The 26,751-nt window shown below is 61.1% G+C and carries 24 protein-coding genes, 1 tRNA gene and 1 riboswitch; of the genes, 12 read left to right on the top strand and 13 right to left on the bottom strand.

The genetic code is table 11. The features are described from left to right. The first annotated feature begins 53 nt into the window (after positions 1-53). From sgrR to LG31_RS0116465, 3 genes are read left to right on the top strand one after another with little or no spacing between them, the layout of a single operon-like run. The gene (gene sgrR, locus LG31_RS0116475; protein WP_033115516.1) at positions 54-1,772 is read left to right on the top strand and encodes an HTH-type transcriptional regulator SgrR; all 1,719 of its coding nucleotides are present in this window, start codon (positions 54-56) and stop codon (positions 1,770-1,772) included. Positions 1,773-1,822: 50 nt separating this feature from the next. After that, positions 1,823-2,218 carry an acyl-CoA thioesterase gene (locus LG31_RS0116470; protein ID WP_033115515.1) on the top strand — a complete coding sequence of 132 codons (396 nt, stop codon included), beginning with the start codon at positions 1,823-1,825 and terminating at the stop codon, positions 2,216-2,218. A 32-nt stretch (positions 2,219-2,250) separates the two neighbouring features. Continuing rightward, a complete protein-coding gene (locus LG31_RS0116465) occupies positions 2,251-2,964 on the top strand; it encodes a hypothetical protein (protein ID WP_033115514.1) in 714 nt (237 codons plus the stop codon). 44 nt (positions 2,965-3,008) lie between these two features. Here LG31_RS0116465 and LG31_RS0116460 read toward each other — a convergent pair whose 3' ends face one another. The 3 genes from LG31_RS0116460 to tyrS all read right to left on the bottom strand — a co-directional run bounded on the left by LG31_RS0116460 (position 3,009) and on the right by tyrS (position 6,120). Then, the gene (locus LG31_RS0116460) at positions 3,009-3,749 is read right to left on the bottom strand and encodes a lipase secretion chaperone (protein ID WP_033115513.1); all 741 of its coding nucleotides are present in this window, start codon (positions 3,747-3,749) and stop codon (positions 3,009-3,011) included. Next, a complete protein-coding gene (locus tag LG31_RS0116455; protein ID WP_033115512.1) occupies positions 3,746-4,657 on the bottom strand; it encodes a lipase family alpha/beta hydrolase in 912 nt (303 codons plus the stop codon). The genes LG31_RS0116460 and LG31_RS0116455 overlap by 4 nt, the downstream gene beginning before the upstream one ends. A 197-nt stretch (positions 4,658-4,854) precedes the next feature. Next, positions 4,855-6,120 (bottom strand): tyrosine--tRNA ligase, encoded by a 1,266-nt coding sequence (tyrS, locus tag LG31_RS0116450; RefSeq protein ID WP_033115511.1) that lies wholly within the window; start codon positions 6,118-6,120, stop codon positions 4,855-4,857. 180 nt (positions 6,121-6,300) lie between these two features. On the opposite strand from tyrS, the gene LG31_RS0116445 reads away from it, so the two are divergent. Beyond that, the gene (locus tag LG31_RS0116445; protein ID WP_033115510.1) at positions 6,301-7,122 is read left to right on the top strand and encodes a helix-turn-helix transcriptional regulator; all 822 of its coding nucleotides are present in this window, start codon (positions 6,301-6,303) and stop codon (positions 7,120-7,122) included. Between the two features lie 38 nt (positions 7,123-7,160). On the opposite strand, the gene LG31_RS0116440 is transcribed toward LG31_RS0116445, so the two are convergent. Together LG31_RS0116440 and LG31_RS0116435 are read right to left on the bottom strand one after the other, a co-directional pair. Further along, positions 7,161-7,937 (bottom strand): substrate-binding periplasmic protein, encoded by a 777-nt coding sequence (locus LG31_RS0116440; protein WP_033115509.1) that lies wholly within the window; start codon positions 7,935-7,937, stop codon positions 7,161-7,163. 138 nt (positions 7,938-8,075) lie between these two features. Continuing rightward, positions 8,076-9,320: a hypothetical protein gene (locus LG31_RS0116435; protein ID WP_033115508.1), complete on the bottom strand. Its 1,245-nt coding sequence runs from the start codon at positions 9,318-9,320 to the stop codon at positions 8,076-8,078. A gap of 223 nt (positions 9,321-9,543) precedes the next feature. Between LG31_RS0116435 and LG31_RS0116430 the strand changes: the two genes are divergently transcribed. The 4 genes from LG31_RS0116430 to LG31_RS0116415 all read left to right on the top strand — a co-directional run bounded on the left by LG31_RS0116430 (position 9,544) and on the right by LG31_RS0116415 (position 12,147). Further along, positions 9,544-9,861 carry a DUF1496 domain-containing protein gene (locus LG31_RS0116430; protein WP_033115507.1) on the top strand — a complete coding sequence of 106 codons (318 nt, stop codon included), beginning with the start codon at positions 9,544-9,546 and terminating at the stop codon, positions 9,859-9,861. Between the two features lie 308 nt (positions 9,862-10,169). Beyond that, on the top strand, positions 10,170-10,685 hold the full coding sequence (locus LG31_RS0116425; RefSeq protein WP_033115506.1) for a GrpB family protein: 516 nt from the start codon (positions 10,170-10,172) through the stop codon (positions 10,683-10,685). A 105-nt stretch (positions 10,686-10,790) separates the two neighbouring features. Then, entirely contained in the window at positions 10,791-11,288 is a 498-nt protein-coding gene (locus LG31_RS0116420; protein WP_033115505.1) for a GNAT family N-acetyltransferase, read from the top strand. 4 nt (positions 11,289-11,292) lie between these two features. After that, positions 11,293-12,147, top strand: a complete 855-nt coding sequence (locus LG31_RS0116415; protein WP_033115504.1) for an AraC family transcriptional regulator — start codon at positions 11,293-11,295, stop codon at positions 12,145-12,147. 85 nt (positions 12,148-12,232) lie between these two features. Here LG31_RS0116415 and LG31_RS0116410 read toward each other — a convergent pair whose 3' ends face one another. Then, positions 12,233-12,820, bottom strand: a complete 588-nt coding sequence (locus tag LG31_RS0116410) for a superinfection exclusion B family protein (RefSeq protein ID WP_033115503.1) — start codon at positions 12,818-12,820, stop codon at positions 12,233-12,235. 171 nt (positions 12,821-12,991) lie between these two features. Beyond that, positions 12,992-13,099: riboswitch (yybP-ykoY riboswitch) on the top strand. 87 nt (positions 13,100-13,186) lie between these two features. Between LG31_RS0116410 and LG31_RS0116405 the strand changes: the two genes are divergently transcribed. Next, positions 13,187-14,173: a sodium:calcium antiporter gene (locus LG31_RS0116405; RefSeq protein WP_033115502.1), complete on the top strand. Its 987-nt coding sequence runs from the start codon at positions 13,187-13,189 to the stop codon at positions 14,171-14,173. Positions 14,174-14,241: 68 nt separating this feature from the next. Here the strand turns inward: LG31_RS0116405 and LG31_RS0116400 are convergent, their stop codons facing one another. The 3 genes from LG31_RS0116400 to pepA form a co-directional block, all read right to left on the bottom strand. Then, positions 14,242-17,094, bottom strand: a complete 2,853-nt coding sequence (locus LG31_RS0116400; RefSeq protein WP_033115501.1) for a valine--tRNA ligase — start codon at positions 17,092-17,094, stop codon at positions 14,242-14,244. A 65-nt stretch (positions 17,095-17,159) separates the two neighbouring features. Beyond that, complete coding sequence (locus LG31_RS0116395; protein WP_033115500.1) at positions 17,160-17,615, bottom strand: DNA polymerase III subunit chi; 456 nt, start codon at positions 17,613-17,615, stop codon at positions 17,160-17,162. Between the two features lie 175 nt (positions 17,616-17,790). Then, the gene (pepA, locus tag LG31_RS0116390) at positions 17,791-19,299 is read right to left on the bottom strand and encodes a leucyl aminopeptidase (RefSeq protein WP_033115499.1); all 1,509 of its coding nucleotides are present in this window, start codon (positions 19,297-19,299) and stop codon (positions 17,791-17,793) included. Between the two features lie 172 nt (positions 19,300-19,471). Here pepA and lptF point away from each other — a divergent pair, with 172 nt between their 5' ends. Together lptF and lptG are read left to right on the top strand one after the other, a co-directional pair. Then, the gene (gene lptF / locus LG31_RS0116385; RefSeq protein ID WP_033115498.1) at positions 19,472-20,584 is read left to right on the top strand and encodes an LPS export ABC transporter permease LptF; all 1,113 of its coding nucleotides are present in this window, start codon (positions 19,472-19,474) and stop codon (positions 20,582-20,584) included. 25 nt (positions 20,585-20,609) lie between these two features. Then, on the top strand, positions 20,610-21,680 hold the full coding sequence (gene lptG / locus LG31_RS0116380; RefSeq protein WP_033115497.1) for an LPS export ABC transporter permease LptG: 1,071 nt from the start codon (positions 20,610-20,612) through the stop codon (positions 21,678-21,680). Between the two features lie 61 nt (positions 21,681-21,741). Here the strand turns inward: lptG and LG31_RS0116375 are convergent, their stop codons facing one another. Continuing rightward, positions 21,742-22,275, bottom strand: a complete 534-nt coding sequence (locus LG31_RS0116375) for an RDD family protein (protein ID WP_033115496.1) — start codon at positions 22,273-22,275, stop codon at positions 21,742-21,744. Between the two features lie 143 nt (positions 22,276-22,418). On the opposite strand from LG31_RS0116375, the gene LG31_RS0116370 reads away from it, so the two are divergent. After that, positions 22,419-22,504: transfer RNA gene (locus tag LG31_RS0116370), tRNA-Leu, on the top strand. Between the two features lie 206 nt (positions 22,505-22,710). On the opposite strand, the gene LG31_RS0116365 is transcribed toward LG31_RS0116370, so the two are convergent. The 3 genes from LG31_RS0116365 to LG31_RS0116355 form a co-directional block, all read right to left on the bottom strand. Continuing rightward, entirely contained in the window at positions 22,711-23,334 is a 624-nt protein-coding gene (locus tag LG31_RS0116365; protein ID WP_033115538.1) for a PepSY-associated TM helix domain-containing protein, read from the bottom strand. Between the two features lie 65 nt (positions 23,335-23,399). Further along, positions 23,400-25,442: a TonB-dependent receptor gene (locus tag LG31_RS0116360; protein ID WP_033115495.1), complete on the bottom strand. Its 2,043-nt coding sequence runs from the start codon at positions 25,440-25,442 to the stop codon at positions 23,400-23,402. Between the two features lie 216 nt (positions 25,443-25,658). Continuing rightward, a complete protein-coding gene (locus tag LG31_RS0116355) occupies positions 25,659-26,696 on the bottom strand; it encodes an acyltransferase (protein ID WP_033115494.1) in 1,038 nt (345 codons plus the stop codon). Positions 26,697-26,751: the final 55 nt, after the last annotated feature.

Here is a 26,751-nt window from a genome sequence, read left to right as displayed (position 1 = left end):
TTAAAATGCGGAAGTAAAAACTGATGACTTACAGCAACAGGATTTCCTCTTTTATGCCGACCGGTCGCCTCTATCAGCAATTTCAACGACTCGCCCAGCTGCTTGGCAGCGACGAGCGGGAGATCAGTCTCGCCGAGGTGGCGGAGCTGCTCTGCTGCACCCCGCGCAATGCTCGCCTGTTGTTGCGCCGTATGCAGGATCAGGGCTGGCTCAACTGGACGGCGGAAGCTGGGCGGGGTCGGCGTTCCAGGCTCACCCTGCTCGACAGTCAGGAGAGCCTGACCCGGCGCCGCTTGCGGGATCTGCTCAGTCAGGGCCAGCTGGCGCAGGCGGTGCGGCTGGCGGAGGATCGCCTCGATCTGCTCACCCCGCTGCTGATCGAGCAGCTGGGTCAGGCCACCCGCGAGGGACGCCAGATCCTGCGAGTGCCCTACTACCGGCCACTGCCGCAGTTGCTGCCCACCGGCCCGATGCGTCGCTCTGAAGTGCATCTCAGTCGCCAGATCTTCAACGGCCTCACCCGGCGAAATGAGGAAAATGGGGAAATCGAGGGCGATCTGGCTCACCACTGGGAGCAGGTCGGCCTCTGCCACTGGCGTTTCTACCTGCGCCCGGCGGTGCGCTTTCACCACGGTCGCGAGCTGGTGGTGGAGGATGTGATGGAGAGTCTGCTGGCCTTGCGGGATCGCCCGCTGTTCGCCCATCTGGCACGTCTGGAGAGCCCCTGGCCGCGTACCCTGGATCTCTATCTCGACAGCCCGGATCCTCTGCTGCCCGACCTGCTGGCCGAGCCGGTGGCGGCCATTTTGCCGCGTGAGCTCAAGGGGGAGGCGGGCTTTGCCCTGCAACCGGTGGGCACCGGCCCCTATCGGGTGATCGCCAACGACCCGCTTCAACTGCGCCTCGCCGCTTTTGACGACTACTTCGGTCTGCGCGCTCTGCTCGACGAGATCGACATCTGGATGCTGCCGGAGCTGGCGGAGCGGTTGGAGAGCCACCTGCAGCTGGGTCGCGACAGCCCGGAGCTTGGCTCCATGCGCGGCGAGTCGGAGCTCGAATCGGGTTGCTACTTCCTGCTGCAGGATGAGCGCTCCTGCGCCTTGCAGGATCCTGCGCTGCGCTACTGGATCATTCAGCTGCTCAGTCCGGTAGCCCTGATGGGACGGGTTGCCCCCGAGCTGCAACGGGGCTGGACCAGCGCCCTCGGCATGCTGCCCCACTGGCGTGAGACGCTGCCACCGCCGCAGCCCCGGCCACAGAGCCTGCCACAGCGGCTGGTGCTCGCCTGCTTCAACCAGCATATCGAGTTCAACGAGTGTGCCGGCGCCATGGCCGATCTGCTAGGGTCGCAGGGAATTGAGCTGGAGGTGCGCACCCTTGATTACGGCCGCTGGGTGAGTGGTGAGGATGAGGATGTGGATCTCTGGCTTGGTACTCTCAACCTTGAGCATGAGGGGCCCTTTGCCCCCTACGGCTGGTTGCTGGGCACTCCGCTGCTGCGCCGGGTGTGGGCCAGTCAGCTGCCGTTGTGGCAGGGGTTGACGCAGTGGCGCGCCAGCAGCTCCGAACCCGGCCCGCGTGCCCTGATGGCCCGGGTGCAGCAGCAGGGCTGGTTTGTGCCGCTGTTTCACCACTGGCTTGAGCTGGAGAGCCGTACCGGCGTGCACGGGGTGCGGATGACGGCGCTCGGCTGGTTCGATTTTCGCAGCGCCTGGCTGCGACCCGAGCTGGTTGGTCAGGCACAGGGCGATGGCGGGGAGCTTGAGTCCTGATGCGGGGCGCGTTAGCCTGAGCGCGGTTCAACGACAAGGAGTCACCCGCCATGCTGGAAATGCAGATCCAACCCCGCTTTCAGGAGACTGATGCCCTCGGTCACATCAACAATACGGTGCCGGCGGTCTGGTTTGAGTCAGCGCGGGATCCCCTGTTCCGGATCTTTTCGCCCGAGCTGGATGTGCATGACTGGCACCTGATCATCGCGGGCTATACGGTGCAGTTCAAACGGGAGCTGTTCTACGGCCAGCCGGTCACCATCAAGACCGGTGTGCGCCGCATCGGCAGCAGCTCCTTCACCATCTGGCAGGAAGCCTGGCAGCAGGGGGAGCTGGCCGTCACCGGCGAGACGACCCTGATCCATTTTGACTATCGGGCACGGCAATCCATCCCTCTGAGCGAGACTCACCGGGAGGGGCTGCGGGCCTGGTTGATAGAGAGTTAACCCGGGCCTTTCGGCCAACACACAGGACACATATGCGCAATACCGTGATCGCTCTGAGCCTCGGCTTGGGGCTGGGGCTCTGCTCCCTGCCGTCTCTGGCGGCAACTCTTGCCGAACAGTTCTCCCTGATGGAAAAGGGGGCCGCCAGTGCCCTCGATACCCGTCTCTTCAGCCACGACGGCGTCGACATCAAGGCCTGGGTCGATGGCACCCCCGTCATCATCGCCGTGCCCATTATGAATGAGCTGGGCAAGCTGGAGGGGGAGAGCCGCTACTACTTCAAGGGCGGCAAGCTGTTCGGGGTGAAAGAGCCCGCTGCCCAGTTCGCCTTTGACGACAGTGGCAAGCTGACCCGGTGGCTGGACGAAAAGGGGCAACCTGCCGAGTTCGTCAGCAAGATGAGCATGCAGCAGCGTCAGGAGTGGCTCACCAAACGGGCCGCCGAGCTGAGCAAGCTCTTTGCCCCCGGTGCTGTCGAACAGAAGGCCGCCAAGGGCAGCGTCAAGCTCAAGGGGGCGGAGCTCGCCCACTGGCTCTGCAACGGCAAGCTGATGGAGCTGGCTGGTGGCGACAAGGTGATCTTCGAGCAGGAGAAGCTGAAGATTGGCGAACAGGGGATCGCGGGCGATGTCTCCTTGCGTCAGGAGAAGGGTTGGCAGGAGCTGAGCCTCAAGTGCGAGGTGCAGGGCAATCAGGTGACTCGCCTCACCTGGCAGCCGCTGCCGGCGACCAACAAGCCGCAATAAGCGCACCACAACAAGGGGCCCATCGCGGGCCCCTTGTCATTGGTTTACTGTTCCCCCAGCTTCATCCGGGTGAGCGCTTCGACCCGGCGCCACTGCTGTGGCTCGAACCAGCGGGCCAGCAGCTCCTGCTGCTGTTCGGTTCTGGCGGTGGCGGGTAACTGCCCCAGCTCGGCCAGATAGCCATTGAGCTGCTCCTTGAATCCCTGCCGATCCTGTTCGAGCTGATGCATCCTATCCACCGCTTCCGGCCCCGCCTTCTCAAGCAACAGGGCATCCCGTCTGGCTGGCTCCATCTGCTCCAGCGCCTGCAGCTCGCCCAGCAGGCGGCCGTTGGCTTCGGCCTCCTGAAACCACTGGGGCTGCGCCGCCAGCCAGAGCTCCAGCTCGTTGGCCAGCATCTGCTTGTCGCCATCCTTTGCCTCCGCCAGCGCCTTGCGGCGCAGGGTCCACTGCTCCATTAACCTATCTTCGGCAAACAGCAGCTCCTGTTCAGTCGGGGTGAAGCTCTGCTGGCGCAGTTGCTCCCGCTCGTCGAAGAGGATTTGCAGGCTGGCGAGGGTGATATCGGTGGGCACAGTCAGGCTGCTCTGGGCCGAGATAAAGGTGCGATAGCGCTCCTGCAGCTCATCGGCAGCCTCTTGCACGGGATCGTGGTGATGGTTGCTGGCGGCAGGTACGCCTTGCTGGCGAGCCACCTGCGCAGTCGGTGCCGCCGACCAGAGCAGCACGCCGCCGATCAGCAGGGCGATGGCGCAGAGGACGGCGAGCAGGGTGACGACCCTCATAGTCCCAGCTCCTTGAGGCGGTGGGCATGGTCGCGATAGAGGGTGACCGGGTCGGTTTCAAACAGGTGGTGGATGCCGAAGGACTGGTTCACCTCATCCAGATGGTTCATCCGGTAGTCGGTGCCGATCACCTTGCCGAGGTGGCTGCTGCAGACGCCAACCAGCCCGTCATTGGGCTCCTTGAAGAAGGTGCCGGTCAGCGCCAGCGCCGGATCCACCGGGTCCAGAATATTGGTCATGTTGCCGCGCCCGCTCCAGGAGAAGTAGTAGACGCCGTTGGCCGCCTGCATCGGGCCCTCGCCGCAATACTGGCTGGGCAGCCCTTCCGGATAGCGCTGGTTGAACTGGTTGGCTCCCTTGCTGGTGAGGGCATCGAGCGCGGCGACCGGATCCTGCGGCAGCTGACTTCCCCCCGAGAGGAGAGAGATGACACCGGAGAGCGCATGGGCAGCTGCGGCCGCCAGCTTCTCGGCGGCTGAGTCGGGCGCCGCATTGGCGCGCACCAGATCGGCGATGTCAGAGCCGTAGTTCACCCCGCCCACGCTGGTGGCCGAAGCGACCAGCTCGGGGGCGACCGAGGCGACATAACGAATGGTGGGGCCGCCGTGGGAGTGGCCGATCAGATTGACCTTCTCGGCGCCGGTGGCGGCCAGCAGCAGTTCGATCTGGGCGAGCAGCTGCTCCCCCCGCTGCTCGGAGCTGGCGGTAGCCGATACCTGAGCCACGTAGACCTTGGCGCCATCGCGGCTGAGGGCTTGCGGAATGCCGTAGAAGTAGTCGACCCCGAGCAGCTTGTCGAAGCCGAACAGGCCGTGCACCAGCACTATGGGGTAGCGGGTCTGGGTATATCCGCTGGCGTGCGCCAGCATGGGCAGGGTGCAGAGCAGCACCAGAAGCCATCTCTTCATCATCAGCATCCTTGTCTATTTGTAAGGGGTTGTGAGGTGGGGCGGACTCCATGTTCGCCGGTGCCAGTATGGTGGCTGATTGAGAAACGGGCTGTGAGGGGGATCGCAAGTTGGGATTCAAAAGAGATTGTGGCCATCCCTGGCCAGCGGTTGAGGCGGGGAGGCGCCCTTGTGATGCCTCCCCGGCCAAACGGGGATCACTGCCACATCACCAGCCGGTACTGTTTCTTACCCCGGCGCAGCAGCAGGTAGCGGCCGAACAGCCGGTCGGCCGCCGTCAGTTGCTCATCCTGACGGATCTCGCCGTTGAGGCTGATGGCCCCCGCCGACAGCAGCTCGCGGGCGATGCGCTTCGAGTTGGCCAGACCGCTCTCCACCAGCAGGGTTACCAGATCTGTTTCCCCCTCGATACGGCAGCTCGGCATGCCATCCTGCGCCAGCTGGGCGAGATCGCTCTCGCCGAGGCGGGCCACCTCGCCGCTGAACAGCAATTCGCTGATGCGCTGCACCGCCGCCAGCGCCCCCTTGCCGTGCACCAGCTCGGTCAGCTCGTCGGCCAGCACCTGCTGGGCCAGTTTGCGTCCTTGCCGCGTGGCATCCTCTGCCTCCAGCGCATCAATCTCGGCCAGTGGCATAAAGCTGTAGTAGCGCAGGAAGCGGTAGACATCCTCATCCGCGGTGCCGAGCCAGAACTGGTAGAAGGCGTAGGGTGAGGTGAGCGCAGGATCCAGCCAGATTGCGCCCCCTTCGGTCTTGCCGAACTTGGTGCCGTCCGCCTTGGTGATAAGGGGCAGGGTCATGCCGTGCACCTGCGCCTGATGAAGGCGGCGGGTGAGATCCATGCCACTGGTGATATTGCCCCACTGGTCGTTGCCGCCAATCTGCAGGGTGCAGCCGAGTCGCTGGTGCAGCACCGCAAAGTCGTAGGATTGCAGCAGGGCGTAGGAGAACTCGGTGAACGAGATGCCCTGATCCGGACGAGCCAGCCGCTGGCGCACCGACTCCCGCGCCAGCATGGCGTTGACCGAGAAGTGCTTGCCGATGTCGCGCAGAAAATCGAGAGCGGACATCTGCCCCATCCAGTCGGCGTTGTTGACCAGTTGCGGTGCCGCCAGCCCTTCGCTCGCTGGCAGCAGCGCTCTTATCTGGGCCGACAGGCTGGCTACCCAGCCCTGCACCGTCTCGGTGCTGTTGAGGTTGCGCTCGGTCGCCTTGAAGCTGGGATCGCCGATAAGGCCGGTGGCACCGCCCACCAGCGCCACCGGGGTGTGGCCCGCCAGCTGAAAACGGCGCAGCATCAGCAGCGGCACCAGATGGCCGATATGCAGGCTGCCGGCAGTGGGATCGAACCCGCAGTAGACTGTGCGCGGGGTGGCAAGATGGTCGGCCAGCGCCGCCGGGTCGGAATTCTGGGCCACCAGGCCGCGTCGGGTCAGCTCATCGAGCAGGTGGGGGTTGATCATGGGTTCTCCAACAGCAAGGGGAAAAGCCCACATCCTCGCCGCTCTGGCCTGCGCCGAATATGTCCCCCAGGGGACAGTTTTGCCACTCTCGTGCTAGCATCCGGCCATCGTGTGACCATCGCACGATCATTGCGGGGAGCCAGCCCGCCATCCGGAAGCCATCGCCATGAACCAGCACCCATGATCCAGACTCTTGCCACAGATGCCATGACCCGCAGCATGACCGAGGTGGTCGATGCCCTGCACGGCAGTGCCTTTCCGGCGGCGCTGGTGCGCCTCATCCAGCAGCAGGTGGCGTTTGACTGTGCCCTGCTGCTCGGGGTGGGACAGCGCCCCGTCTACCTCTACGACAACCTGCACCACCAGCGGGCGCTGCTGTTCGATCGCTACCTCACCCGCCACTTCAGCCAGGATCCCTTTATGCAGGCGCTGGAACAGGGTCTGGAGGCCGGGGTCTGGACTCTGGCGCAGGTCTCCCAAGGGCGGCTAGATCCCGAGTATCGCCACCACTTCTATCAGGCCACCGGCTGGCAGGAGGAGGTGGGGCTGATCCTGCCGGTACGCGACGGCCTCACCCTGATGCTGTTTTTGGGGCGGCTCGACAAGCGCAGCACCCTCAGCCGTGATGAGCTGGCCCGGCTGGCAGCGCTGTTTCCACTGGTGCATTCGCTGTGCCGCCAGCACTGGCGGGAAGAGGGCTCGCTGCTGGCACAGAGTCCGGCACTGCCGGGTGGCGCCGATCTCAAGGCGACGGTGAAGCAGGCCATCGCCAGCGTGGGGGGCGCAAGCCTCACCCGCCGCGAGCGTCAGGTGGCGGGATTGCTGTTGCAGGGGCTGGATACCGAGGCCATTGCCGGTGCGCTCGGCATCGGCAGCGGCACGGTGAAGAATCATCGCAAGCACCTCTATGCCAAGCTGCATCTGCGCTCGCGGGCCGAGTTGTTCCGCTTCTTCCTCAATCACCTCATTACGGCGCCGGTGGCTGTCAGCGAAGGGGGGTAACAGGAAATAAAGAGCCCGCCAGGTGGCGGGCTGCGGGGCTATTCGATGTGGGTAGGCTGGCTGTCGGCGCTGTGCGGGGGGTTAAGGTGTTCATAGCGGGCGATCAGCCGCTTGAACTCGTCCCCTTGCCTGACCTTGTCGAGCGCCTGCTGGATTCTGGCAACCTCGTTTTTGTCCGCTTGCGGGTTGAAGGCAAAGCAGTTGTCCTGCTCTTCCAGTACCGCCACGGTAACGAAATCATCGGGTTTGAAGCCCAGCTCTTGCAGCTGGTGAAACAGCATCACCTCGTTGCCGGCCACCAGATCGGTGCGGGCCATGATGAGCTGGCGCACCACCTGATCCATCCGTTCCACTGACATCAGATTGAGCGGGCTGACTCCCCGGTTGAGCAGCAGCTGCTCACCTACATCTGCCTGCATCACCCCGATCTGTAGCTTGGCGAGATCCGCCTTGCCGGTCACTTTGGGGGTATCCTTCTTGCGGCCGATCAGCGCCACCCGGGAGTAGCTGATGGGGCAGACCCAGAGAAAGTGGGGAGCCCGTTCTTTGGTGTGAGCCGTGGTGAAAAGAACGGCCTCCGGCTGCTGGGTCAGCAGATACCAGCCCCGTGCCCAGGGCAGAAAATGGATCGGCTGAACAGGTTCGCCCAGCTCGCGCCAGATGAGACGAAGGAGTTCGACAGCCATCCCCACCGGTTGGCCATTTTTGTCCTGCCCGTTGAGGGGCATGTTCTGCTCCGAGTAGTAGATGAAGGCATGGGCAGGGAGCGCGACAAGCAGGGCAAAACCGAGCAGAGCAGAGAGCAGACGACGCATGACACACTCCTTGTGCGGATAAGACCGTGATTAACTAACAGTCTATGTGGCCTTTGCCACAACTTCATGATCAGATTGCACGATATTGCCACCCGGTATGGCGGAAAGTAACAGGCCACCTTGCGGTGGCCTGTGGCATTACTTGAGCAGGGCTTCCATTTCGGCTTCTGCCTTGGCGCGGGCTTTGGCCTCTGCCTCTTTGGCGGCATCGGCTACGCTCTCGCCCGCCGTATGGCTGGCGGCACTCACCTGCTGCGTGGCGGTAGCAGCTGCGCTGCTGACGGCCTGTTTGACGGGCTCCACGGCGGCCTTGGTTGCTGCTGGTGCTGTGGTCGCGACAGCGCTGCTGAGGGCCTCCACGGCGGCCTTGGTTGCTGCTGGTGCTGCGGTCGCGACAGCGCTGCTGACTGCCTGTTTGGCGGGTTCAACGGCGGCCTTGGTTGCTGCCGGTGCTGCGGTCGCGACTGCGTTGCTGACTGCCTGTTTGGCGGGTTCAACGGCGGCCTTGGTTGCTGCTGGTGCTGCGGTAGCGACAGCGCTGCTGACCGCCTGTTTGGCGGGCTCGACCGCGGCTTTGGTGGCTGCTGGTGCTGTGGTGGCCGCTGTACTGCTCGCAGCCTGACTGGTTTGGGCTAGCGCAGCTTTGGTTTCCTGAACGGTCGCGGTGGTGCTGGCGACAGCTTGTTTGGCCGGAGCGACCGCGGTCGTGGCACTCTTGGCTGCACCGGTTACGCCAGTGGTAGCGGCCTGGGTGGCTTGTCCGGTCAGCTTGCTGGTGGTGCCGCTGATCGCCTGCGTGGCGCTATTGGTCAGGGAGTCGGTGACGCTGCGGGTGGCGTTGCCGATCGCACCGCCCAGCGAGAAAGGGGCGGCGGCACTCGAGCTGGCACTGTTACCCGTCAGCGCGTTGCCGGTGGTGGCAAGGGGGGTAGCCGCAGCCTGCCAGCTCTGCATGGCGGTTGGCCAGACTGGAGTGGTGCCCGCCAGATTCTCGCCGAAGGTCTGGGTGGTGCCATCCCCTTTTTGCAGCAGCACGGACATCTGGTTGGTCTGCGAGTTCCAGACCATACCCGCCTGTTTGGCGATGTCGGGCACCGGGGCATACTCGGAGAGCACGTAGAAGAGCGGCCCCTCCTGCTGCAGCTTGTTGGCAGTTTTGAGCAGCTGCATGGTGGTGTCGTAGTTGGGGCCAAGGATGGCAGTCATCCGATCCTTGACGAGAGGCTGTTCGAACAGGTTCGCCTCATTGGGATCGAAGCCGACCAGTGGCTTGAGCAGGGCCCACATCAACTGGCTGGTGGGGCTCATCATCAGCAGAGGGGCAACACAGGCGGACAACATCAGGCTCAGGCAGGCCGCCTTGAGCAACGGCATGATACGCATTGGGATAATATCCAAATAACGATTTGATAAATAAGGTTATATTTTGTCTTGAACGGACAAAGTCACCGGAATTTGACGGCTGACGACAAGAGATAGTCAGCGGGCGCAGGCAGGCTACCATATTGGTTCCGGAATACCAGTCGGCCTTGCATTTGCCGGTAAAGTAAACACGCGGTATGGTCGCTCCCTATTGGCTGAGCTCACCGAAGTAAAGGAAGAGTCCATGAAAAATCGAGTTCTTTGGCTGCTGGCATCCTGCTGGTTGTTACCCGTTCATGCAGCTACCGATACCAAGGTTGCTGGCGAGGGGAGCAGTACCCAGCTGGTATTGCCGCTCGGCTCCCTGCCGGAGCGGGTCTGCTGGTTTCAGGATCAGAAGTACTCGCAGGGCGCCCGTATTCTGCAGGGGGATATCTGGCTGGAGTGTGGCCCGCAGAACGATCTGGAGAGCAATGGCCCGCTGGTCTGGCGTTCGGCGGTGACCGTATTGCCGGCGACCCGCGATGATCGACAACAAAAAACGATTTCGGTTGGTCAGTGACCCTTTTCTTGATCCAGCTAAAGACAAGGGCGTGATCCCTGTCGCATAATGCTGCTCCTTCTTCTCATGGCTGGAACCTAAGAAATGGCTCGTCGCTCTTCCAATGCACAACGTCGTCGCAGTAGCTGGTGGTACAAACGCCTGTTGGCAAGGGAGCGGCAAGAGCGCGAAGCGCGTTCTGTCCGTGATTGATACAGAAGTGAAAAACGGAGCCTCGGCTCCGTTTTTGTTATGTGTTGCCGTCAAATCCAGCCAGTTTGCCCCATTGCCAATGGCTTGATGCCACGTATCCCCAAGGAGCTGATGCCGTGAAAGTCGAAGTTGTTCCCTACCGTCCCCAATGGCCAGCCCTCTTCCAGACAGAAGCAGAACAACTGCGCAGCCTGCTGGATGACTTTCTGCTCGCAGTGCACCATATCGGCAGCACCTCGGTCAGCGGACTGGCGGCCAAGCCCATCATAGATATCCTGCTGGAGGTCTCCTCGCTGGAGCGGCTAGACCTGCAAAACGGTCTGTTGGAAGTAATGGGGTATGAAGCGATGGGGGAGTGCGGCATCTCGCGGCGTCGCTATTTTCGCAAGGGCGGCGATGAGAGGACACATCAGATCCATGCCTTCTTGCAGGGGGATCCCCATGTCGTTCGTCATCTGGCCTTTCGTGATTATCTCAGGGCTCATCCTGCCATCTGCCGGGAGTATGCCGCCCTGAAAGAGACGGTTGCAGCGCAGTGTGAGAACCGGATCGAGCGCTATTGCGAGGGCAAGAACGACTTTGTGAAAGAGCACGAGGCGAAAGCGCTGAGCTGGCTGGCCAGCAGGCGATAAAAAACTGGTGTCGTACCTCAGCCACGGCCCGGCGAATAAGTGGGCTTGGGGGATGTGCAAATCAGCCGGATATTGCATGATTGACGTTTCGAGAAGGAGCCTCATATGCCGATTACCATCCGTCATGCCGAACCCGCCGATGCCCCCGCCTTGCGGGATCTTCACGCCATGCCCAATGCCCAGGCGGGCACCTTGCAACTGCCCTATCCCGCGCTGGGTGTGTGGCAACAGCGGCTGGAGCAGAGCGGTGCGGTAGCGCTTGTTGCCGAGGTAGAGGGTCTGCTGGTAGGCTCTATCGGGTTATTGACCGAGCCCAAACCCAGACGCAAGCATGTGGCCAGTATTGGAATGGGAGTGCGTGATGACTGGGCTGGCAAGGGGGTTGGTTCTGCCCTGATGGCTGCGGCGCTGGATCTGGCAGATAACTGGCTCAACCTGCACCGGATTGAATTGACGGTTTTCGTCGATAACGAAGCGGCGCTGGCGCTCTATCGTAAGTTCGGCTTTGTGGAGGAGGGGCGGGCCCACGACTATGCCTTCCGCCAAGGGCGCTATGTGGATGTGTTCTATATGGCCAGAGTCGCGGGGGGCGCCAGTCGCTAACAGCATGGTCGATTATCAGGCCAGATTGCGCCCGGTGATCCGGGCGCTGGAGCAGAATCCCGAGCTCTGCCTCAGTGAGGCGGCCAGTCTCGCCTCACTCTCCAGCTATCACTTTCATCGGGTCTTTACCGCCGTCACCGGCGAGACGCCTGCCGAGATGCAGCGCCGCCTGCGGCTGGAGCGGGCGGCTCGCTCTCTTTGCTACAGCCGCGACCCGGTGACCGAGATTGCCTTCTCGGCCGGTTTTGCCAGCTCGCAGGCCTTTGCCAAGGCGTTTCGCAAGCAGTTTGCCATGACGCCGGGGGCGCTGCGCCAGCAACCCTCACTGCTGCAACTGAGCAAGAATGGACACGCGGCCGCCCGCGAGGCTGGTTATGCTGAAAGCCGTTCCCATGAAAGGAGGCAACCGATGAAAACCGAACAGATGGCACCGCGCACCCTGGCCTATATCCGGGTGACCGGCCCTTATGGCACTGGTTATGAGCCGGTATGTGATCAGCTCTACCAGTGGTCGGCCGAGCAGGGGCTGGCCGAGGGGGAGTGGATCTTTATCTACCACGACAACCCCGAAATCACCGCACCCCAGCAGTGCCGCACCGATATCTGCGTCACCGTTCCGGCGGGTACCAAAGGCAGTGGCAATGTGGAGATCCAGCAGCTGGCGGGTGGCCGTTATGGCCAGTCACGTTTCACCGTGACCGACCCGGCCCAATATTCCGTGCTCTGGCAGCAGCATATCGGTGAGGTGGTGGCGGCCGGTTTCGAATTTGATGATCGACCCTGTTTCGAGCTCTATCACAGCTTCGATCCGGTGACCAAGGTCGCGGATGTGAGCTTCTGCTCCAGCCTCAAGGGGTAAGGGCGAGAGAGCAAAACGGGTTTGTGCAGATACACAAGAGCCGGACACTGCCCGGCTCTTGTGTATCTGGCGGTTGGGGTAGCACTTAGCGCTGGAACCCCTTCTGGGCGAACTTGGGTCGGGCGTTCATGATCTGCTCCACCTGTTCGTCGCTCATCTTGCCACGCGACAGCCCCAGCACCTTGTAGGTGAGCAGCGGTCTGGCGGGCAGGGCAATCATCAGGGCGCGGATCTGGTTCTCGTCCTCTTTCTCGCGCGTCGGTTTGCCGTAGGCGTAAGTGAGGACGCCGGCATCCATCAGGTTTTTGACGGCGGGCTCGGTGATCGGCAGGTTTATGACGCTTTTGCGCTGCAGCACGAACTCGCGCAGCACTGCCTTCTCGTTGAAATCGAGGAAGCTGATCATCTGGGCCAATTGATCCTGCTGGCGGCGTGCTTGCCACTCGTCACAGGCCCACTCCCAGGCGATCAGGAAGCCCTGACTGCAGAAGTAGGAGATGGCGATCAGCATACCGACTCCCAGCCAGGCCGCGTGGGTCGTGGCCCACTGGCTGACGGCACCCTTCATCAGTCCGGCCGGAAACAGCAAAATGATGCTGCAACAGAGCAACAACCAGACCATCATCCAGTTGAGGCGGTTCAGTTGATAGAAATGTTGGATCCACCGTTTCATTGTTCATCCTTCCCAAACTGTTGTGGATAGTGAACTACCTACAGCAATCGGTGTGCCAACAGCGCAATGACGGCGGGGAGGGGGGCTGGCGAGGTTACATTCCCTTACAAATTATTGAATGAGTTATCATTAATTTGTCTTGTGAGGCGGCGGTCGAGTTGGTAAAACGTCCCCTCAGTCATTGGGGAGTAGCAACCCGCCCGCATTCCGGGCCGGGCCCATGTCAACACTCTTGGATCCTCGTATCCATGGCATGGGCGGCGATAGGCACTATCGCTCTGCAAGACCTTTGGCCTCGATATGCACGCCAGCCGGGCGAGCCATGTCGGGTCCATCGGTTATTCTGCTCGCCTGGCGGTATCTATTATGTTGATTACCCTGCTGTTATTTCTCGTCTCTGCGGTCACCATCTACCTTGCTTGCGAATACTTCGTCAACGGCATCGAGTGGACCGGCCACCACTTCAAACTCTCGCAAAGCGCCACCGGTTCCCTGCTGGCGGCACTGGGTACGGCGCTGCCCGAGTGCATTGTCACCCTCACCGCCCTGTTGATGGGCAACACGACCGCCCAGCAAGAGATCGGCATCGGTGCCGCCCTTGGCGGGCCGCTGGTGCTGGCGACCATCGGCTATGCGGCGGTTGGCCTCACCCTGCTGCTTTGCATGGGGCGTACCGAACGGGCCATCGATGGCGAGGTGCAGCGCGAGATTGGCCGGGATCAGCGCTGGTTTATCGGCATCTTTCTGGTGGCAACCGCGCTGGGGCTGGTCGCTTTCACCGGCAAGAGCTGGCTGGCCCCGCTCTTCCTGCTGGTCTACCTCGTCTATGTAAGGCGCGAGCTGAAACAGGCTGACAGCCACGAAGTCGAATTGCCGGAGCCCCTCAAGCTGGCTCCAAATGCCGGGATCCCGCCTCTTGGCAAGGTGTTGCTGCAGACGCTGGCTGCGTTGGTGGTGGTGGCGCTGGCGGCCCAGCTGTTTGTCCATCAGCTGGAGAGCATGGGCGAGCTGTTTGGCCTCTCGCCGGTGCTGGCGGCCCTGCTGTTGAGTCCGGTGGCGACCGAGATGCCGGAGCTGATGAACGTGCTGATCTGGGTGCGGCAGGGCAAGAACCGGCTGGCGCTGGCCAATATCTCCGGGGCCATGATGATCCAGGGCACTATCCCCAAGGCGTTCTGCTTGCTCTTTACCCCCTGGTTGCTGGATGGCGCCATGATGGCCTCCTCGCTGGTGACGTTGCTGGCGGTGGGGTTGCTCTGGTGGGGGTTCAGAAAGGGAACCATGACCGCCGGACGGCTGGCGCTGGTCGGTCTGCTCTATCTCGGTTTTTGCGGCTGGCTGCTGGTGAGCTGAAGCGGAAAGCGCGGATATGAAAAAGCCCCCTTGGCAGGGGGGCTTTGTTGTATCGGTTGGGGCGGTGCTTACAGCGCGGCGATTTCGGCCTGCTGGGCTTCCAGCTTGGTCAGCTGGAGACGGTAATCTTCCAGCTTCTCGCGCTCTTTGGCGATGACCGCTTCCGGCGCCTTGGCGACGAAGGCTTCGTTGCCGAGCTTGCCTTCGATGCGACCACACTCGCCGACCAGACGGGCAACCTCTTTGGCCAGACGGGCCAGTTCGGCATCCTTGTCGATGAGACCGGCCATCGGGATCATCAGCTCGGTCGCACCGATCAGCTTTTTCACTGACAGGGGCGCCACTTCACCTTCGCTAAGTACGCGGATGGATTCCAGACGGGCCAGCGACTTGAGGAAGGCCTCGTTGTCAGCGGCGCGCTGGGCATCCTTGGCATCGCACTGGAGCAGCACGTTGAGGGGCACGCTCGGTGCCACGTTCATCTCGGCGCGGATGTTGCGGATGCTGACGATAAACTCCTTCACCCACTCCTGATCCGCCATCGCGGCTTCGTCCACCTTGGCGGCGTCGAACTCCGGGAAGGCCTGAATCATGATGGTGTCGGCGTGTACGCCAGCCAGCGGAGCCACCGATTTCCAGATGGTCTCGGTGATGAACGGGATGATCGGGTGTGCCAGACGCAGCAGGGTTTCCAGCACGGTCACCAGGGTATGGCGGGCAGCGCGCTGCTCGGCCTCGGAACCCTTGGTCAGTACCGGCTTGGTCAGCTCCAGATACCAGTCACAGAACTGGTTCCAGATAAACTCGTACAGCACGCCAGCGGCGATGTCGAAGCGGTAGGTATCGAGGGCGGTACGGAAGTCACGGATGGCCACTTGCAGCTGGGACTGGATCCAGCGATCCGCCAGACTGAACTGCATCTCGCCGCCGTTGAAGCCACAATCCTGATCTTCGGTGTTCATCAGCACATAGCGGGAGGCGTTCCACAACTTGTTGCAGAAGTTGTTGTAGCCATCCAGGCGCTTCATGTCCCAGTTGATGTCACGACCGGTAGAGGCCAGCGCTGCCAGAGTGAAGCGCAGGGCGTCGGTGCCGTGGGCATCGATCCCTTCCGGGAACTGCTTGGCGGTACGCTTGGCGATCTTCTCGGCCATCTGCGGTTGCATCATGTTGCCGGTGCGCTTCTCCAGCAGATCTTCCAGCGAGATACCGTCGATCATGTCGAGGGGGTCCAGCACGTTGCCCTTGGACTTGGACATCTTCTGGCCTTCTTCGTCACGGATCAGACCAGTGATGTAGACGGTCTTGAACGGGACTTGCGGCTGGCCGTTTTCGTCCTTGATGAAGTGCATGGTCATCATGATCATCCGGGCAATCCAGAAGAAGATGATGTCGAAACCGCTCATCAGCACGTCGGTCGGGTGGAAGGTCTTGAGCGCTTCGGTGTTGTTCGGCCAGCCCAGGGTGGAGAAGGTCCACAGGGCGGAGCTGAACCAGGTGTCGAGCACGTCTTCGTCCTGACGCAGGGTGGTCACAGACGGGATGCTGTGCTTGGCACGCACTTCCGCCTCGTCACGGCCCACGTAGACATTGCCGGCGTCGTCATACCATGCCGGGATGCGGTGACCCCACCACAGCTGACGGGAGACGCACCAGTCCTGAATGTCGCGCATCCAGGAGAAATACATGTTTTCGTACTGTTTCGGCACGAACTGGATGCGGCCATCTTCCACCGCCTCGATGGCGGTCTTGGCCATGGGCGCCACGCGCACGTACCACTGGTCGGTCAGCATCGGCTCGATGGGCACGCCACCGCGATCGCCGTAAGGCTGTTGCAGTACGTGATCCTTGATCTCGTCCAGCAGACCCAGCTCTTCCAGCTTGGCCAGAATCGCTTTACGGGCAGCGAAGCGCTCCAGACCGGCGAACTCGGCCGGCAGGGCGGCATCGTAGGCGTTGCAGGGGTTGCCGTTGGTGTCGACCACTTCGGCCTCGGCACGCACATGGGCGTCCAGAGTGAAGATGTTGATCATCGGCAGGCTGTGGCGCTTGCCCACTTCGTTATCGTTGAAGTCGTGGGCCGGGGTGATCTTCACGCAACCGGTGCCTTTCTCCATGTCGGCGTGTTCGTCGGCAACGATGGGGATCAGACGGTTCACCAGCGGCAGCAGGATGTGCTGGCCGATCAGCGCCTTGTAGCGCGGATCTTCCGGGTTCACTGCCACGGCGGTATCACCCAGCATGGTCTCCGGACGGGTGGTGGCGACGATCAGGTAATCCTTGCCTTCGGCGGTCTTGGCTCCATTGGCCAGCGGATAACGCAGGTGCCACATGTGACCCTTGATTTCGCGGTTCTCCACTTCCAGATCTGAGATGGCGGTGTTGAGTTTCGGATCCCAGTTCACCAGACGCTTGCCGCGGTACATCAGGCCATCTTCGTAAAGACGGACAAACACTTCCTGCACGGCGGCGGAGAGACCCTCATCCATGGTGAAGCGCTCGCGCTCCCAATCCACGGAGTCGCCCAGACGGCGCATCTGGCGGGTGATGGTGCCACCGGACTCTTCCTTCCACTGCCAAATCTTGTCGATGAAGGCATCACGGCCGTAATCGTGGCGAGTCTTGCCCTCTTCTGCCGCGATCTTGCGCTCAACCACCATCTGGGTGGCGATACCGGCGTGGTCGGTACCTGCCTGCCACAGGGTGTTCTTGCCCTGCATGCGGTTGTAGCGGATCAGGGTATCCATCAGGGTTTGCTGGAAGGCGTGACCCATGTGCAGGCTGCCGGTGACGTTCGGCGGCGGGATCATGATGCAGAAGGAGTCTTTGCTGGTGTCGCCGTGGGGCTTGAAGTAACCCTGGGCTTCCCAGTGCTGATAGAGCGCCTGTTCGATGGCGTTGTGATTAAAAGTCTTTTCCATGGTCTCGCCGTAATCTGGATGGATGGAGTCTGGTGTTGATTCGTCGTGGATCACAGGCGGCACAGTCAGGGCTGCGCCGGATCCGGTGCGGCAAGGACGGGCTGATCCCTCATCTCGAGGGCATGGCCTGCCTGGCGATAGTGCTTGTAGCGCTCGCGGGCTTGCTGCTTTTGTGTTTCATCAGTGGGGACAAAATCTACCACTTGAGCGAAGTGTCCTGCAAACAAAGGTGTCGCTGTGGCCAGATTGATGAGGCGGGCGTAGCGCCGTTTCGGTGGCTGATAGCCGATCTCCACCGGGGCCATGCCGCTTTCGCCTTGCAGCTGGTGCGGCACGAAGCGCTCCGGCGGCAGTTGCCACAACAGCTCGTCCAGACGCAGGGCTTGCGCTTCATCATCGCACAACAGGTAGATATGGCCCGCGCCCCACGACTCGGCAGCCAGAGTGCAGGCCAGTCGCTCGACCGCAGAGGCCTGCGCGTCATCCTGTTCGCTCATCAGGTAAAAGGTCACTTGGCTCATCAGGTTGATCCCGTTTTGCGGTGACGGACTGTTGACCGCCTCATGAGGCTTGCGGGGTGTTTCCCCACTCGCAACTCACTGATTCAAGAATGAAACAAGGAAGAGGCGGGCCTCTTCCTTGTGGTTCAGGGTAACGCCAACCCTTCCGATGCAGCCATCGGCAGGGGTCGGAGAGTTACTCTTTCTCTTCGATATCCACGCCAGCCCGGTTCAGCAGGAACTGGGTCAGCAGTGGCACCGGACGACCGGTGGAGCCTTTGTCCTTGCCACTCTTCCAGGCGGTCCCGGCGATATCCAGGTGGGCCCAGTTGTACTTCTTGGTGAAGCGTGACAGGAAGGCGGCCGCGGTGATGGTACCGGCCGGACGACCGCCGATGTTGGCCATGTCGGCAAACGGGCTGTCGATCTGCTCCTGATACTCGTCAAACAGCGGCAGACGCCAGGCGCGATCACCCGCCTGTTCGGAGGCGTTGAGCAGCTCATGGGCCAGCGGGTTGTGGTTGGCCAGCAGACCCGAGGTGTGGTGACCCAGCGCGATGACGCAGGCGCCGGTCAGGGTCGCCACGTCGATCACGGTATCCGGCTCGAAGCGATCCACATAGGTGAGGGCATCGCACAGTACCAGACGGCCTTCCGCATCGGTGTTGAGCACTTCGATGGTCTGGCCGGACATGGAGGTGAGGATGTCACCCGGACGATAGGCGTTGCCACCCGGCATGTTCTCGCAGCCTGCCAGCACGCCGACCACGTTGATCGGCAACTGCAGCAGCGCCAGCGCATGCATGGTACCGAGCACGGAGGCGGCGCCACCCATGTCGTACTTCATCTCGTCCATGCCGTCGGCCGGCTTGATGGAGATGCCGCCGGAGTCGAAGGTCAGCCCCTTGCCGACCAGCACGATGGGCTTGGCATCCGGATGACCCTTGTATTCGATGATGGCCATCATGGCTTCGTTGTCGGAGCCGCGGGCCACCGCCAGATAGGAGTTCATGCCAAGCTCGGCCATCTCCTGCTCACCCACCACCTTGGTGGTGATGTTGTCGTAGGCATCGGCCAGACGACGGGCCTGGGAGGCGAGATAGGCCGGATTGCAGACGTTGGGCGGCATGTTCGCCACGTCGCGGCAGACCCGCACACCCTTGGCCACGGCCAGACCGTGAGCGATGGCTTTTTCACCAATGGTCAGTTCCCGACGCGTCGGCACGTTGAATACCAGCTTGCGCAGCGGGCGACGTGGCTCGGCCTTGTTGGTCTTGAACTGATCAAAGCTGTAGAGGCCCGCCTTGGTGGTTTCTACCGCCTGGCGCACCTTCCAATAGGTATCCCGACCCTTGACGTGCAGCTCGGTCAGGAAGCAGACCGCTTCCATGGAGCCGGTTTCGTTCAGGGTGGTGATGGTCTTGTTGATGATCTGCTTGTACTGGCGTTCGTCGAGTTCCCGCTCCTTGCCGCATCCGACCAGCAGTACGCGCTCGCTGAGCACGCCCGGTACTTGATGCAGCAGCAGCATCTGGCCTGGTTTCCCTTCCAGGTCGCCACGGCGCAGCAGCGAACTGATATAGCCATCGCTGATCTTGTCCAGTTGTTCGGCAACCGGAGAGAGGCGACGAGGCTCAAATACGCCGACTACGACGCAGGCGCTCCGTTGCTTCTCTGGACTGCCACTCTTTACACTGAACTCCATGGAATCTCCTACATCCTAAAGACAAAAGGCACCTTTTATTGAATAATGCGGTGCTTGTTGGGGTATCAGAGGCGGAGCGAACAGCCACTGGCTCCGCAGTTTAAACTGGTAAAAATCCAATATACGGCCCTATTTTTCAGGCATTCGACTAAAAACACAAGTTTACTTGGGAATGACTGTGATCGTTTTCCGATATTTGTTCAGGGAAACCCTGAAAACCCAGCTGGCAGTGTTATTCGTGTTGCTGCTTATCTTTGTCAGCCAGCAATTTATCCAGATTATTGGCGACGCTGCCGAGGGCGAGGTGCCGACACGTCTGGTCTCCACCCTGCTGCTGCTCAACCTGCCCAACATGGCGCTGTTGATGCTGCCAATCAGCCTGTTTTTGGCCATCTTGTTCGCTCACGGGCGCCTCTATGCCGAAAGCGAGATGACGGTGATGCATGCGGTGGGTTTCAGCCACCGTTTCGTGATGCGCAATGCCATGTTTCTGGCGCTGCTGACAGCCGCTGTCGCCGCCTTCAATACCGGCTGGATCGCCCCGCAGGCGAAGGAGCGCGAGTATCAGGTGATCGACGAGTTCAAGGCTGACCCCGGGATCTCCTTCCTGCAGGCAGGCCGTTTCATGGAGCTCGACAAGGGGCGCCTGGTTGCCTACATCCAGGATTTGAATGATAACGGCTCCAAACTGCACAAAATCTTCGTGCTGCAGCGACCCGAAGGGAACAATCCTCCCTCTGTGGTGGTGGCATCCGAAGGGGTGGTGACGGTTGATGCCAACGGTTTGCAGTGGCTGACCCTGACCGATGGTTCCCGCTACGAGGGCAACTTCTCCGGCAAGCAGTTCCAGGTCTCCGATTTTCGCGAGTACGGCCTGATCATTCGCCAGCAGGAGATGGAGCGCTCCAACCGCAAGGCGGCAGCCAAACCGACCATGGAACTGTTCGGCACTCAGGACAACTCCATGATGGCGGAGCTGCAGTGGCGCCTCTCTTTACCGCTTTCCATTCCGGTGCTGACCCTGCTGGTGGTACCGCTGGCGCGGGTCAATCCCCGTCAGGGCCGTTATGCCAAGTTGTTGCCGGCCATCATGCTCTATCTCTCTTACTTCCTGCTGCTCAGTGCCGCCCGCTCGGCCATCGACAGCGGCCGGTTACCCTACTGGCCAGGGATGTTCCTGGTTCCGCTCGGTTACCTGCTTTTCATCGGTTTGCCCCTCAACCTGCAGGGCACCAGCTGGTGGAACGGGGTGAAAGGGCGTTATTTCAACAGAAAATCAGCATGATGCTGCAACATAGGAACTTCTGCTGATGTTTGGCATTCTCGACAGATATATCGGCCGGGTCATCTTCATGTCGATCCTGCTGTGTGAGATCACGTTGGTTGGCCTTGCGGGCCTGATTAAGTACGTGGAGCAGCTGCGCTCGGTCGGTGAGGGCAACTACGACATGATCAATGCCCTCTACTATGTGCTGCTCTCCATGCCGAAAGAGGCGGTGCTGTTCTTCCCGCTGGCTGCTCTGTTGGGCGGTCTGATCGGTCTGGGTCAGCTGGCGACCAGCTCCGAGCTGGTGGTGATGCAGGCGGCTGGTCGCTCCAAGATCAGTATCGTGATGGCGGCGCTCAAGACCGCGATCCCGCTGATGATCCTGGTGTTGCTGATGGGGGAGTATGTGGCCCCCGTCGCCAAGCGAATGGCTGATGATATCCGTGCCGGCGCCATCTCCGAAGGGCGGTTGACTGTATCTGCCTACGGGGTGTGGGCTCGCGATGGCAACAACTTCGTCAATATCAACGGGGTGCGCAACGATGGCGCACTGACCGGTATTACCCTCTACCGCTTTACCCCCGAGCGCAAGATGATCGATGTGGTTCAGGCGCAGGAGGGGACGTTTGAACAGCACCACTGGCTGCTCAAACAGGTGCAGGTTACCCGCTTTGATGATCCGACGCGGGTGCAGAGCGAACAGCATGCCCAGATGGAATGGAGCTCAGAACTGACGCCCAAGCAGCTTGGGGTGGTGAGTATCGATCCGGAGAACCTTTCGATCTCTGGCCTGCGCGACTACATCGGCTATCTGGATGCCAACAAGCAAGATGCCGGCCGCTACAAGCTGGAGATGTGGCGCAAGTTGCTGGCACCCCTCTCGGTGGTGGCGATGATCCTGCTGGCCTCCTCTTTTATCTTTGGCCCGCTGCGCTCGGTGAGCATGGGCGCGCGGATGCTGATGGGGATCATGACCGGCTTTGCGGTCTACGTGAGTGATCGGGTATTTGGCCCTGTTACTCTGGTCTACTCGGTTCCTCCGATCCTGGCGGCGATTGCCCCCAGCCTGCTTTTTGGCGGCATATCGCTCTACATCCTCGGCCGCAAACAGTAGCGGTTCTGGAATGTAAAAAGGGCACCTTTCGGTGCCCTTTTTCGTTCCTGTCGAGCAAGGTTTACTTGTTCAGCAGTTCCAGATTTTCCTGTTTGCTCAATACCACGACTCGGCACTCTGCCCAGATATCCTGGAAAGCACGCGGCTCTTTGCGGTTGAAGAGGCACATTAGATTGCCAAGGCCGAAGGCGGCGGTGGCGAGCCGGATCAGCGCCTGAGTGATGCGGATATTGCTGCCATCTTCGTTCTGGATGCGCAGCCGCCAGGCCCGCATGCCGATGGTCTGGCCGGCGCGAGTCCAGAACCAGGTGTAGAAACCGCAGATGACGAAGGCGAGCCACAGGGTATAGATCAGGCTCAGGGGGTGGCGGGTCAGCAACCAGACAGTATCTTCACCTGCCGGCACGCTGGCCATGCCGGTGACCAGCAGCAGTTTGGCGACTCCCATACCGATGAAACCGGCAATGACGAGCAGCGAAGTGACGACCAGATAGTCGTAGATGAGGGCTCCCAGGCGACGCAGCAGACCTGCTGACGGGTACTGCATTGCCGCAGGCTTGGAGGGGGTTTGTTGGACTTTTTTATGCTTGGCCATCGTTTTTATTCCATTAAAAGGATGGCGGCATTCTATGTAACTGATCTGGTGTCGGCAAGGCGTTGAATAAATGAACAAACAGGAGTGTTCAATCGAAAAACACCTTGCATGGCATCCAGCCATTCGTATAATCCCTCGCAGTTGCCCGGGTGGCGAAATCGGTAGACGCAGCGGATTCAAAATCCGCCGGTGAATAACCGTGTCGGTTCGAGTCCGACCCCGGGCACCATCAAATTCATGACAAAAGGCCATCAGCAATGATGGCCTTTTGTTTTTTCCGCTTTTTATTTCTCGACGCTCTGCATGGCGGGAGCAGCTTTTTTCCCCTCTTTTAACTCGCCCGCTTGTCCCTCTCTTTTCTTGCCGCCAGAAAGCTTCTTTTTTCTGTCTGTATTTTGCCAGTTCGAACGTAATAAATTGTTCTGGCAAAGATATTTATCCCCACAGGGCAAATAGCAATGTGCCAAAAGCGCCGCCAAAGAGCATCAGGGCGACGGCTTTGGGTGAACCGTGCAGCTTGGTCCACATAAAGAGGCTGGTGAGGGCGAGCAGCAGCAGCGCCAGCGCGGCGAGATCGCCAAACAGTTGCCAGCCAAGGCCAGTCCCCATGCCGCGATGCAGTCGGTTGAGGGTGGCGGCAAAGTTGGCCTGCTGCAGGTCAGTGCGTACCAGCAGGGTGCCCTCGACATAGCTGGCGGCTACGCTGTGGGTGAGGGTGACGCCACGCATCTCCCAGCGGGCGGGCAGGATCAGTTCGCCGGATGGTGTCGGCAGTCGCTGGGCTGGGGTGATCATGGCGCGCCCATCCTTGAATCCGTCCGCGTAGCGTTGCTGCAGCAGACTCTTCAGCTCATCGGGGCTGGCCAGCGGTGCGGCCAGCCCTATCTCTTCGCTCGACTTGACGGTATGGGGGCCGGGTAGCGGCAATACGGCCCTGTGCTGCAACCAGAGCCCGGTAATGCCATAGAGCAGCATCAGGGTAAGGGTGAAAAATCCGGCCCAGGCGTGGAGGCGACGCACCCATTTGTTGTTGTGAAGGGGAATTCTTTTGCGTTTCATCATGTGTGTTTCATAAAAAAACTGGCCAGCAAGGGCTGGCCAGTGAGGATGGTCGGTTAGAGGGATCAGAAACGGTAGCTGCCGGTCAGCATCAGCTGACGGGGCGTTCCCGGCATGATCTGGGTGGCGCCGGTGGCGCTGACGAAGTACTCGTGGTCGGTCAGGTTCTCCGCGCTCAGCTCGGCTTCCCACTGCTGCCAGCGGTAACCGGCACGGGCATCGAAGCGAGCGTAGCCGGGCAACACTGTGGTGTTGGCGTTGTCGGCAAAGCGATCGCCCACCGCTGTCATCCCTGCCTCGCCAAACCAGCCCTGTTTGCCGCTCTGGTAGCCGGCGAACAGTTGGCCATTCTGGCGGGATACGTTCATCGGCCGTTTGCCCTGCAGATCGGCATCCGCCTTGACCTGCTCGGCATCCTGAATGGCGATACCGCCACGCAGATAGAGCTCGTCGGTCAGCTGGGCGCGGGCGCTCAGCTCGACACCGTCGGTACGCTGCAATCCGGTCAGGATCACCTTGGTGGGATCCAGCGGATCCTTGCTGCGTTTGTTGTACATCTCCAGCCGGTAGACAGAGAGAGTTGTCGCCAGCCGGCCATTCAGCCAGTCGCTCTTGACGCCCCCTTCGTAGAGACGGGTGTGCTGCGGCTCCAGATGATTGTTGGGATCTCCCGGAGTGAACCCGATCAGCTCGCCGCCCACCGGGGTAAAGGTCTTGCTGTAGGAGACATAGAACGCATGCTCCTCAAGGGGATTCCATACCAGGCCGAGGCGCGGACTCAGGCTGGTGACCGAGAGGGTCTCCTCCTTGTTGAGGTCGTTGCGGCGGCTGGTGACGGTGAAGTCGTCGCGACGCAGCCCGCCCACCAGATGCCAGTCGCCCAAGCTGAGCTGATCCTGCAGATAGATACCGTTGCCACGCACCTTGTGGTTGGCATCGCTGGAGAGCTTCATCGGGCCGTTGTAGCTGGGCAGCGAGCCCGGGTCATAGAGGCTGCCGGGCGCAATGGTGGCGGCATTCTGATAGAGCTTGGGCGTGCGTGCCTGCCAATCCTGCTCCAAACCGATCAGCAGACGATGCTCGACGGGGCCGCTCTGCAGCTGACCTTCTACCTCGGTGTTGCTGATCAGGTTTTTGGCCTTCAAATCCTGCTGCCAGCGGGAGCGGGTCACCTTGTCCCCTTTCACGCTGGTGACATAGGTGTTGTCGAACTGGCTGTCGAGGGTGGTGTAAGCGAGCTGCTGGCGCAGTTGCCACTGATCGTTGATATCCCAGGAGAGGCGGGAGCGGGTCGACTGCACCACATCGTTGATGAAGTCGCGGCTGGTGTCGCTGTAAACATACTCTCGTGGCACATCTGCCGGTCGGCCATTGGCGCCGGGGATACCGCGATCCGGCATGCGGTTGTGCTCGTTGCGCTCGAACTGTACCAGCCAGTTGAGGTTGTCGCTGATCTCCCAGTTGGCTGACGGTGCCAGCAGGGTGCGTTTGCCGGTTACTCCGTTGCGGAAACTTTCTTTGTCCTCCTGCGCCATGTTGAGGCGCAGTTGCAGCTGCTCGCTCGCTTCACCATTGAGGTCTGCGGCCAGCCGCTGAGTGTCGAAACTGCCGACCCGGGCTGTGACGCTGGAGGCCTGTCCCTTTTGCGGTGTCTTGCTGACCCGGTTCACTATGCCACCCGTGCTGCCACGGCCGTAGAGCACGGCTGCCGGCCCTTTCAATACTTCGACCCGTTCGATATTGCCGAGATCGCGGGTGTACTGCATGTCATCGCGAAATCCGTCGAGATAGAAGTCGTTGCTGGCGCTGAAGCCACGGATATTGACCCCGTCGAAGCGGGTGTCACCGCTGGCGTTGACCCCGGGAATGCCGGCCAGAGCTTCGCTCAGGGTGGGCTGGCCGAAGGCAGTCAGCTCGCTTGCCTTGACGCTGTCGATGGCTTGCGGAACCAGTTTTGCCGGCGTGCTGGTGCGGGTCGCCGTCGCGACCTCCTCGTGCTGGCTGCGCTTGCCGACGACCGTCATGGTTTCATCGGCAGCCAGGGCATGAAGGGCTGTACCGAACAGTGCCAGCGAGATGAGGGTTCTGCGAAAGTGAGGGTGCTGCATATTCAATTTGACTCGTGAAGGTGCGACCTGACGGCCTGAACTTGTTGATTTAATTGTAATTAGTATCTTGCCCGAAAAATCGGGATGCCAATGATATTGATTTTCATTTGTATGGCAAGGTGAAAATGGAGGTGTGTAGTGGAAGATAAACGCGGGTGATGGGATGGCGAGCTGTGCGAGGAGACTGGCCCGCAAGGGGCGGGCCGGAGAACGAAATTACTGGGTACGCAGCAACCAGCGGGTCGCAGGCAAGGTAGCCAGCAGGCGATAGACAAGCAGGGAGATGACCAGCAGCAGTGGCACCTTGACCAACTCCCATAAAATGGAAGCGTTCTGCGGGCCAAAGGTGAAGATCCATACCACCAGCATCATGTGCAGACAATAAAGGCCCAGCACCTTGGGGGATTGACGGGCGAGCCAGCTCCCCTTGCCCCAGTCAGGATGGGCCAGCAACAGGCCAAAGAGGCCGACAGCCCAGGGTACGGAACCGAGCAGAAAATCGTGGCGAGTCAGCGGGATACCGGAAAAAGCGCGCAGAACGCAGGCTTCCAGCCCATAGAGCGCGAGTCCTCCCAGCAGTAGCCACCATCCGCTGCGGGCCGACGGTTGCCACTGCTGCTGGCGCAATCGGGCCCCCAGTGCCACAAACAGCAGGGAGAAGAAGGGGCCGTTGCGGGTGAGCAATACCCACTCCTCCCCCAGTAATGGTTTGGCATAGGAACCACCGAGCAGTGCCAGCAGGTAGAGCCCGGCACCCAGCATGAGGGCGAGTCCCGGTTTGCCAAGCCACTGGCAAAACGCCAGCAGGGTGACCGCCAGGATCAGTGCCGGCAGGAACCAGAGGTGGATCATGCCGCCGACCAGCCAGCGATTGACTGTATCTCCGAGCTGGAACTGCCACTGTGCGTTGAGGGAGTTCAGATAACCCTGCTCGATGGCACTCAGCGGGTTGAAGGGCACCAGCAGGTAGACGAGGCTCCAGACCAGCCAGAGCTGGAGCAGGGGGAGGCAGTAACGCCATGCCACGCTCATCGGTGCTCCAGCACTCAGCTTGGGTTGCAGAAAGTAGCCGGCACAGAGAAAAAATAGCGGTACGGCAAAGCGGCAGAGCTGGTTGATGATGCCGCTGAGCCAGAGGTAGCTCTCGCTACTCCACAGCGTGGGGTCGAAGGGGTGAGCGAAAGGGGATACGTGAATGGTCATCACGGCCAATATGGCGATTACCCGCCCACACTCGATACTGGATATGCGCATATTGCTTGCTCGAGGTTACAGGGGTGAGCCCGCACGCTAAGAGTGTGGTGTTTGA

It is taken from the genome of Aeromonas lacus (genome assembly GCF_000764665.1).
Lineage (GTDB): Bacteria > Pseudomonadota > Gammaproteobacteria > Enterobacterales > Aeromonadaceae > Aeromonas > Aeromonas lacus.
Note: the sequence above shows the minus strand (reverse complement) of the source record. Positions and strands in the feature narration are given on the sequence as shown.